This is a genomic window from Clostridium sp. Marseille-QA1073, from assembly GCF_054863625.1.
The window spans coordinates 1-10,343 of the sequence record NZ_JBSVQM010000046.1; the positions used below are offsets into that span (position 1 = coordinate 1).

General features: G+C 26.5%; 8 protein-coding genes, 1 pseudogene and 2 riboswitches. Of the genes and pseudogenes, 4 read left to right on the forward strand and 5 right to left on the reverse strand.

What is annotated here, in order from left to right:
* Window positions 1-592 precede the first annotated feature (592 nt).
* The 4 genes from ACY1IQ_RS20685 (at window position 593) to ACY1IQ_RS20700 (ending at window position 4,427) form a co-directional block, all read left to right on the forward strand.
* Window positions 593-1,495, forward strand: coding sequence for a LysR substrate-binding domain-containing protein (locus ACY1IQ_RS20685; protein WP_461615769.1), 903 nt, complete (start codon window positions 593-595; stop codon window positions 1,493-1,495).
* Between the two features lie 510 nt (window positions 1,496-2,005).
* The gene (locus ACY1IQ_RS20690) at window positions 2,006-3,646 is read left to right on the forward strand and encodes a LytS/YhcK type 5TM receptor domain-containing protein (protein WP_461615770.1); all 1,641 of its coding nucleotides are present in this window, start codon (window positions 2,006-2,008) and stop codon (window positions 3,644-3,646) included.
* A 3-nt stretch (window positions 3,647-3,649) separates the two neighbouring features.
* Window positions 3,650-4,270: a LytR/AlgR family response regulator transcription factor gene (locus ACY1IQ_RS20695; protein ID WP_461615771.1), complete on the forward strand. Its 621-nt coding sequence runs from the start codon at window positions 3,650-3,652 to the stop codon at window positions 4,268-4,270.
* A 43-nt stretch (window positions 4,271-4,313) separates the two neighbouring features.
* The gene (locus ACY1IQ_RS20700; RefSeq protein ID WP_461615772.1) at window positions 4,314-4,427 is read left to right on the forward strand and encodes a hypothetical protein; all 114 of its coding nucleotides are present in this window, start codon (window positions 4,314-4,316) and stop codon (window positions 4,425-4,427) included.
* Window positions 4,428-4,707: 280 nt separating this feature from the next.
* Here the strand turns inward: ACY1IQ_RS20700 and ACY1IQ_RS20705 are convergent.
* The 5 genes and pseudogenes from ACY1IQ_RS20705 to ACY1IQ_RS20725 all read right to left on the reverse strand — a co-directional run bounded on the left by ACY1IQ_RS20705 (window position 4,708) and on the right by ACY1IQ_RS20725 (window position 9,558).
* A pseudogene (locus tag ACY1IQ_RS20705) lies at window positions 4,708-6,105 on the reverse strand (carbon starvation CstA family protein).
* A 444-nt stretch (window positions 6,106-6,549) separates the two neighbouring features.
* The gene (locus tag ACY1IQ_RS20710) at window positions 6,550-6,771 is read right to left on the reverse strand and encodes a sulfurtransferase TusA family protein (protein ID WP_461615773.1); all 222 of its coding nucleotides are present in this window, start codon (window positions 6,769-6,771) and stop codon (window positions 6,550-6,552) included.
* A 273-nt stretch (window positions 6,772-7,044) separates the two neighbouring features.
* The gene (locus ACY1IQ_RS20715; protein ID WP_461615774.1) at window positions 7,045-7,740 is read right to left on the reverse strand and encodes a DUF421 domain-containing protein; all 696 of its coding nucleotides are present in this window, start codon (window positions 7,738-7,740) and stop codon (window positions 7,045-7,047) included.
* Window positions 7,741-8,320: 580 nt separating this feature from the next.
* A complete protein-coding gene (locus tag ACY1IQ_RS20720) occupies window positions 8,321-9,286 on the reverse strand; it encodes a TIM barrel protein (RefSeq protein WP_461615775.1) in 966 nt (321 codons plus the stop codon).
* Window positions 9,280-9,558 carry a cysteine-rich small domain-containing protein gene (locus tag ACY1IQ_RS20725; protein ID WP_454052858.1) on the reverse strand — a complete coding sequence of 93 codons (279 nt, stop codon included), beginning with the start codon at window positions 9,556-9,558 and terminating at the stop codon, window positions 9,280-9,282. The genes ACY1IQ_RS20720 and ACY1IQ_RS20725 overlap by 7 nt, the downstream gene beginning before the upstream one ends.
* 78 nt (window positions 9,559-9,636) lie before the next feature.
* Window positions 9,637-9,744: riboswitch (cobalamin riboswitch) on the reverse strand.
* Between the two features lie 321 nt (window positions 9,745-10,065).
* Window positions 10,066-10,239: riboswitch (cobalamin riboswitch) on the reverse strand.
* Window positions 10,240-10,343 lie beyond the last annotated feature (104 nt).

The following is a 10,343-nucleotide window of genomic DNA, read 5'->3' on the forward strand; positions in this document are numbered from 1 at the left end:
CTAAACAATGATAATTATAGATATACAAGTTATAAAAATTAACAAATTCATTAAAATAATTATTGTTTTTTACGCCTTGAATTCATAGCCTATTAAATTCACTTTGCATAATCTAAATATACGTTCTATAGATTGAAATAATAAAGGTAAGATAACTATATGATTATATTCTTTGACTTTGAAATATCTATATACGATATTTCTTGTACATGCAGAAAGTTAATTTTTTCAATGATGGGTTAATTTATTAACAGGTTATGCTTTATATATGACACTATAAAAGTTATAATAAAATTATATATAGATACGCAATCTTAAAGGTTAATGTGTAATTAAATATAGTTCCGGTAAACTTTTCAATTCACAGCTTCAATAAATGAAGAATTAACAAAATTTAAGGTGCAATTTAACTCTTCTTCCATGAAAGAAAAGTATTCATAATTATCTAAATATACATTTAATAGATATTTACAAAGTACTAGATAATAATAGTTAATTAATATTAGAATTTGTATATCTCTTTTCAAGAAGCCATTATTTTAAACATTAAAGTGGTTTCTTTATATAAAATAAAGAAAGGTGGGTACTTAAAGTGAACATAAACTACTTTATCTCATTTATAGAAACAGTAAAACAAGATAGTATATCAAAAGCTTCAAAAAAACTTCATATGACTCAATCAGCTTTAAGTCAACAACTTCAAGCATTAGAGAAGTCTCTTGACTCAAAGCTTTTGATACGTAGTAATAAAGGAGTAGATTTAACTGATGAAGGTGAGATAGTATTAAGTTATGCTGAAACTCTAGTAAATCTGTATGAAAATATGGTAAAAGAATTAAATCAATGCAAGAATTCATTAATTCAAGAGATAAAAATATCTACCTGTAATAGCGTTGGAGAATACCTCCTTCCTTGCACTTTACATTTATATAAAAAAAGCCATGATGATGTAAGATTTATTTTAAAAAATGAACATACAAAACGAGTAATAGAGCATGTCTTAGATTGCAGTGCTGATATAGGATTTATAGATTGTGAAATAAATATAGATGGTGTGGAATGTTTTAACATATGCAGTAACAATTTGTTATTTATACATTCAAGTAAAATTGATATGCAAAAAGACTCTATCTCTTTAAATGAAATTGCTACTCTCCCTCTCATAATTGGATCAAAAGGAAGTGGCATAAGAGACTCTATTGAAGATATGTTTTCAAATGTTGTTGGAACAATAAAAAAGGTGAATATTGAAATGGAACTTGATACAATAGAATCTATAAAAGCCTCTGTGATAGCAAATCATGGTGTATCAATTCTTCCTAATACTTCTGTAAAACAAGAAATCCATGCGGGCATTTTAAAGACTTTACCTATAATAGATGCTAAACCTAAATGCAATATATGTTTAATATCTTCAAAAAGTAAAGCCTCACAGCCACATATAAAAAACTTTATACAATATATAATGAAATATGGTAGAGAAACCTTTTGTTAATATGAATTTTAAATAATTATTGTCTATATTCTATTATCTTTTTTAATCTTTATTAAGAAATTATTTCTTTTAAAATTATCTTTAAGTCCTTAGAAAGTGTAACTATAATTTCAAATTATAGTTACACTTTTTTAATATGTTTAGATTTAATTTATACTTTACCTAATGTTATGAAATAAATTAAATCAACATATTCTAAAAACTTTACTTCATACATACAGTTTCTAACGTAGCTGAAATTTATTTTAATGCAATTTTAAATCATATCTTCTATCCATTTAGAACATTATTTATAGTTATATTTTAATATATAAATCCTCTTTATAATGTTCTTGTCAGATTATTTACTTTGTTATTTTACATTGATATACTAAATATATTAATTACATAAATAATCCATTAATAAAATTTGTTTGACCTCTAATTTTAGTTTCTTTAAAAAATTTTTTTAGAGAATATTTCTTGCGCATTTTTATTATTTAAAATTCCATAAACTTGAGGTGTTTTTTAATGTTATATATTGAACTTTTACAAAGAATGTCACTTATAGCTTTGTCTGCTTATTTATTTACCAGAACGAAAACCTTTAAAAATCTCATTCAATGCAACATAAATAAAAAAGATAAATTATTAATGATAGTCTTTTTCTCTTTTTTATCAATGATAGGTAACTATCTTGGTATAGCTGTTGTTGATAATGCTCTTGCTAATATAAGGCCTATTGGAGTAATTACTGCAGGTTATATTGGTGGTCCAATAGTAGGCACTATCGTAGCATTGATTGCTGGATGGCATAGATATACTTTTGGTGGATTTACTGCATTGGCCTGTGCTATAGCCTCTTTTTTTGAAGCAATGACTGGATATTTGTTTTCAAAAAAACCTTCTTCCTATGACTTTAGTATAAAAGGAGCTTTTTACAGTGGAATATGTGCAGAAATAATTCAATTCTTAATGGTACTTATAATTGCTAAACCTTTTGAGAAAGCATTAATGTTAGAAAAAGTTATTCTTCTTCCTATGGTTTTAGTAAATACATTAGGGGTAGTTATATTTATAGCTATTGTAAAAGATGTGAAAAAAGATCTATTGAATTCTGAAATAGCTCAAACCTTTAAAGCATTAAGAATTGCTAAACAAGGTAGTTACTATATGAAAACTGGATTTAAAAATGAAAACGTTGAAAAATTTATTGACGAGATTCATGCTGTTTCTAGTATTTTAGGTATATTTATTTCCAATGAAGAAAGGTTCCTTGGAAGGAAAAATATAATTATAACAGAGGAGACTTTAAGCAATTGGATAAAGTCAATAAATGAATCTGAGGATTTGAAATCTAAATTATTTTATGAAGATAGTGATATAAGAGAAGAACATCCTATAATTATATCGCCAATTGAAATTAATAATAAATATAGAGGATCTGTTGGAATAAAAATAAAATCAAATTATGAAATAAAAAATTATTTTAGTTTATGTGAAGAACTTAGTGATCTTTTATCTAATGAAGTAAAAATGTATGAGTTAAACAAACTAGCTCAGCAAGGTATGGAAGCTAATTATAAAGCACTTAGAATGCAAATACATCCTCATTTTTTATTTAATTCCTTAGCTACTATCGCATCTTTATGTAGAACTGATTCCGAAAAAGCTAGATCATTAATTCTTGAACTATCAAACTATTTTAGAACTACTTTAAAGAGAAATGAAGATTTCATTTCTCTAGAAGAAGAACTTAATTTTTTAACTTCTTATTTAAATATTGAAAAAGCAAGATTTGGTCAAAGACTTTTAATAAATATCGATGTAGAAAATGGACTTTCCCACATTAAAGTTCCTGTATTTATTCTGCAACCATTAATTGAAAATGCTATAAAACATGGAATACTCCCTAAAATTGAAGGTGGTACTATGAACCTTATAATTAGAGAAAAAGAGGAATACATATCCTTTTTGGTGAAAGATAATGGTGTGGGAATGGATGAGAATAAAATTAAAAATATACTATTATATGAAAACTGTGGTATTGGTGTAAAAAATGCAAATGAAAGATTAAGACTTTTATATGGTGATAAAAGTAAACTAAAAATAAAAAGTACTTTAAATGAAGGAACTACAGTTTATTTTAAAATCCCCAAAGAAAGGTTGTAAAGCATGAGAGATATTAATTATATTATTGTTGAAGATGAAGCTCCCGTAAGAGATGAATTAAAGTTTATACTTAAAAAATTCGATAAATTGAATTTAATTGGAATCTGTTGTAATGGTATTGAAGCTTTAGACTTTATTATGAAAAATGAAATTCAATTAATTTTTATGGACATTAATATTCCGGGTATTAATGGCATTACTCTTGCCCAAAAGCTAAGAGAACTTAAATATAATGATATAGAAATAATTTTTGTTACTTCTTATGATGATTATGCAATAAAAGCCTTCGAACTTGAGGCTATTGATTATATATTAAAGCCTTTTGATGAAAAGAGAATAACTAATTCTATCAATAGGATATATAAACATTTTGAAAGTAAAAATACTAGTTCTAATTCAGATAATATGGATTCAAAAATTCAAGAAATATTAGAACATATTCAAAAAAATGATACTAAACTTAAAAAATTTCCTTGTGAATTGCATGGTAGAACAATGTTTCTAGATATGGATGAAATTTATTTTTGCTTCACTTTTAATAATGCTACATATGTTAAAACAAAGGATAAAGGGTATCCTACTATGTTTACCTTATGTGAAATAGAAGAAAAAACAGATTTTTAGAATACATAGAAGTTACATAATAAATATTAAATATGTAAAAGAATTGTTTCCATTATTTAATTATAATTTAAAAGTGGTTATGAATGATAATGAGAAAACCGAAATTTCTGTAAGTAGAAATAAAGTAAAAGATTTAAAGAAACTTTTGGGATTGTAAAATTATAAATGTACTATATTTAAATTCAATGCACAGTTCACAATTCACAATTAAGGAGAAAATTATTTTTAGTCAAAATAATTTCTTTGAATAGATTTTTTTGAATAGCAATACAATTGCTAGTTATGTGACCAACACTGTTCGCCGCTACAGGATCAATTCAAAATCCACAATTGTGCATTGTGAATTTTGAATTGTGCATCGATAAAGCCCCTAAAGTATAAACTATACCTTAGGGGTTTTTTCTACATATTAGAATATTTTTCCATATTATTACTCATTAGTTTCTTTTTGACACAGTTAAGAATAGAACTAAAGATGCTACAGCTATCACTATTCCTATTGGATAAGCTATTGAGGTAGCTATTTTAAATCCTTCTGGTGCTACAAGTATATAAGTAACCGCAACTGCTGTCATAAATGTTGCTGGTATAGATACAAACCAATGAGACTTTTCATTAAGAACCATGTACATAAAGCTTCCCGCCCATAAAACTACCATAGCTAATGTTTGATTTGCCCAGGCAAAATATCTCCAAATAATATTAAAATCTATTAAAGTTAATCCATAAGCTATTACAAATAACGGCAAACTTAATATCAATCTATTTTTAATAGGTCCTTGCTTATAATTTAAAGTCCGCAATAGTAAGTCTCGCACTTCTAAAAGCTGTATCTCCAGAAGTTATTGGACAAGCTATAACTCCAAGTATAGCTAAAACACCTCCTACCTTTCCAAGTAACGAAGTAGATATAATATGAACTACTCCCGCTTGGCCACCTTGTTCAGCTAAAGCTTTTGCTAATCCTTCTGTACCATGGAAAAAGGTCATAGCTGCTGCTGCCCATACTAATGCTACAATACCTTCTGCAATCATAGCTCCAAAAAGCAAGCTCTACCTTCTTTTCATTTCCAATACATCTAGCCATCATCGGTGATTGAGTTGCAGAATCCTGAAATTGCTCCACAAGCAATAGTTACAAACATCATTGGCCATATTGGTAGATTACTTGGATGTAAATTTTGAATTGTTAACTCTGGAATGTTAAAATCTCCAAATACTATTCCTCCACCAACTCCTATAGCCATAACAAGTAAGCATAGACCAAATATAGGATAAACTTACCTATAAGCTTATCTATTGGTAACACAGTAGCTAATATAAAATATACGAAAAATTATATATAACCAAAATGTTTTATCTAATTTATCTGGAGTTAAACTAGCAAGTAAACCTGCTGGTCTCATTATAAATACTGTACCAACAAGAATAAGAAGCACAACTGAGAACTCCTCTCATAAATTGCTTAAATCCACCTCCAAGATATTTTCCAACAACTTCTGGAATACTAGCTCCATCATGTCTAACTGATAACATACCAGATAGATAATCATGTACTGCACCTGCAAAAATACAACCAAATACTATCCATAAAAATGCTGCTGGTCCCCAAAGTGCGCCTGAAATCGCACCAAATATTGGACCAAGCCCAGCAATATTTAAAAATTGAATTAAAAAATTTTTGCTGGTGGAAGCTTAATAAAATCAACACCATCCTCAAGTCTTACAGCTGGAGTCTGACGACTTTCATCCATTCCAAACATATTCTCAGTAAACTTTCCATAAATAAAATAACCTAAAATAAGAATTACTATTGATGATAGAAATGTAATCATATAATCTCCCCCTATAATAATATAAGTTCTAATTAAAATTTAAGTATGTACAGAAAGTATAGTATATATTTTCAAATTTTCAAACAATTCTTCTGTAAACGTACAAATTACTAAGTTAAATGGTAAAAAAACTTAGTTAAATAACTGCATAAATTATTACTTTTAATGATGAATACATAAAAGCTAAGATTTAACGTTGTGTTATAATTAATATAAAAATAGTTAATACAACACATACTATAGATGCATTACGTTAAAATATAATGTATAGCCCAATACAAATATGCCTTATATTTAAGAATAATAATTAGTTCAATAATAAAATACTTTTATTAAAATAAATCTAATTAATAAACATAATAAACTCATAGCTGTAAATTTGTACAGTTATGAGTTTTATTATGTTCTATCCGACTTATTAAAATATAATAGCAAAATTTTTTATTAACCTAATTTTTTAATAGTTATTTCCCATATACCATCATCTTCTTCAACAGTTATTTCACAATTGTATTTTTTAAAACCATCTTTAAGTCCTTGAGGTGTACAACTATGATCTGAAATTACAGTTACACACTCTCCAATATCTATTTTTTTATATTTAATTTGTGCTTTTACTACTGGCACAGGACAGATATAACCAACACAATCTAAAAATTCTGACAATTATATCACCTCATTATCATTTATAATTTTTCTATGTATTTTGCCCACTACATATTAGCTTATACCAATATTATAATATTGAAAATATAATAAATTATATGCTATATTTTTATCTTAACATTACTTCTCAAGATTAAAACATATTATTATCATTTAATTAAATATCTTAAATAAAATAAAAAACTTCTATTACTTATTGAATTCAATAAAGTAATAGAAGTTTTTATTATAAAAGTTTATTATAAATCTTTTTCAACCTTAACATTTATTTTTCTAATCTTTCTTATTTACAAATAAGGTTCCATCACTTTGAACTTCTGCATAATAAACTTCATTTACTGACTTTACTCCAAAATTTTTTAATTGTTTTTCTAGCCACTTTTGAGTTATATTTAATTCTTTTAAGTTATGTTCAACTATACTACCATCAGACACTACTTGAGTTGGTAAATACTTTTTAGGTAAAGGTTTTATTTTCATATCTCCCTTATTAACTTCTAGATACTCATCCTTTTTAAGTACACTTAACTTTCCATTTGATTCTAAAATAGCATAATCAACTTCACTAACAGAAAATATACTTTGTTCCCTAAGCATCATAGTTAAATCTTCTACATTCATTTTCAAATCAACCATTACTTTTCTAATAATTTTGCCATCCTTAATAACAATACTTGGTTCACCATCAATTATCCTTCCTAATTTATGAGATTTAACGGTAACATATGCCGTTACTTCTGCTAAAATGCACCACCAAACTAATCCTATTATTTCATCAATAAAAGGTTCATTATCTACAGTTATAATATTTGCTACAATAGAACCAATGGTTATACCTGTAACATAGTTAAAGAATGTCAATTGACTCATTTGTTTCTTACCAAGTATTCTCGTTAATATAAGTAGAGCCAAAAAAGATAAAGTTGTTTTTAAAAGTAATATTAAGACCTCCATAAAACTAACGTCCATATTAGACACCACCTAAAATTTAATTTTAATAAGTTCTATATATAGATAAACCAAATAAAAAGTTAATTGTTTTTACTAGCAATCTAATTATTAGTTTTTCCACCTATGCGGAACAATAATAAAGCCCTTTAGGTTTACCCTAAGGTGCAGTATATCTTAAGACAATATTCAAAAATTAAAGCTAATTAATATTTAAACTTCTCTTTTATAAGAGAAGTTTTGAATTCATTTCTTTTTAAAGTGACAGAGTCAATCTTATTGAAAAATCTATTTTAAGAAATTAATTTACAAAATTAATTTTCACTATAATTGTCAATTGTCCATTCTCAATTCTCCATTGGTTAAAGTTAAAAATTAAAATAGTTAATCGCATAATTATTAACTATACATTAACTTTTAAGATAGTTTATCTATAATAATAGTATGTCTATTCTAGAATTAAATATGTAACTCTTTACTTGAAATTATAAATCTTAGTGAGACGTCAGATGAGTTTATATACTTTACAATAAAATACAAATTAAGGAGCCACCTTAATAATTAGAGGCGACTCCTTAACTTATTTACATATTGATAATAATTAACTTAAAGCATTATGCTGAATTTTAATATACTCTTCAAGCTCATTAAGTGATGATGTTATAAACTCATATATAACATATTCAGGATTTATTAATTCAACAAGTGATTTTATGCCTTTATTTGAAAAAGGTTCATGTTTATCTATATTAATAATATGCCTATGTATATTTTCATTCATTTCCTTTAAAGTCAATTTATTTTTATTATTCTTTTCTATCTGTTCTATAATATATTTCCCTGACAATGAAAAATTAAGATGTATACCTTTAATAAAGTTTTTTAAATCTCCAAGATCCTTAACTACTTTTAATAAATACTTAATTCCCTGATCTTCATCTTCTAGATGATGGTTGGTGTTCATTAAATGTGCAGTATCTAGCATAAACCCTTTATTTGAATAATTAACCTTTTCTAATAAAGTTAATGCCATGTTTTTATCTAACATAGTAAGGCCCGGCCACCATAAATTTTCAAATAAAAGTTTTATGTTTGTGTTTAATCCCTTAAAAATTTCATTTATTAATTCTGCTGTAGCTTCTATAACTTCATAATCTGAATAAGTAAAGTTATAGCTATAAGCATGCTCTAACTGTACATGAGAAACATGAAAAACTACATATTCTGCCCCAATTCTATCTGCAATTTCTATTTCTTCTCTATAATTCTCTACTATAATGTCTTTTTTTATATCTCCATAATATTTTTTAATGTTATCTATATCTCCAAACTGCTTTAAAAGCTCTTTTTGATTTTCGTTCCAAAAATCAATCCAGCTAGGATAATATGATAGGTGAACTCCCTTAATAACATCTTTAAAAATTGTTTTTTTCTCCCACATTATAGGTTTTAATAATTCAATTCCATCTATATTATTTTTTTCTAAAAATTCATCTAATCTTTTAGAATCACAATTGAATCTTTCAGTATCATATTTATATGTAGAGAAATTAATGAGCTTTAGCAATCAACTGAGCCTCCTTTATTTTTTTCTGTTTTTTCTCTATTCTTCTCTACTATTTTATTAAATATATAGTCATATCCATTTTGTGAATGCGGTATCATACAATTACTACAGTCTTTAACTCCATTAAAATTAGTGTTATTTCCACCACATTCTTCAAGAAAATAAAGTGGACAATAGCAAAATAGACAGTTAAACTTCTCCTCATCTTTTACCTTATGGCAAGGAAAAAACTCACATTTTTTATGTTGAAAAAACTTATAATTTTCACTCATTTATATATCCCCTTTCAGTTTTAAACTTCTTCAATATTTCCTTCTATTTCTAAATAAATCTTTTTTAATTCTTCTTCTGTATCATTATAACATACATAGTTTATCTTCCCATCCAAAAGATCAGTGGTATTTAGATTCGTCTTCCATCAGATTAGCGTGGGCTGTAGTGGACTTTCACCACTTTCCCTATTAATTCTATTAAGAAATCTAATGTTACAATATTAAATTTTAAAACGAAGTAATTTATAGATATTTAAAACTTTATTTCATATTATTTTTATTAAATAAAAGAAAACTTGACCTTTAGCTATTACTTAAAGCATCTTTTATCCGTAGCTAATTGTTTTTTGAAGATGACTAAAGTTCGCATAATTCCCTGGTAAATAAATAAAGCCTCCGTAAAACGGAGGCTTATAATACTATTATAGTCACATAGAAAACCAATATAGCATATAAAAGTTATAACTATATTATCTACTATATTCTATGGTTTTACTCCCCTCCGAAGTTCATATACTGATTTAGGTAGGTCTCCTGGCTCACGGGTCATTCTCCACCATCCTTCCCAGATTGCTCCAGTGGATTTGGCTTCGTCTCCGTCTACAGTAGCGGGGGCTGCAGTGGATTTTCACCACTTTCCCTATTAAACCTTATCAAGGTACCTAAAACGAAATATTTAATTTTATATTTACTACCTCAGTTATTATAACAGTTTATTCTGTATATTCCAACAATTTCACCATAAAATTATATTAGTTATATAAATTTTCTCTTCTAATATCTAT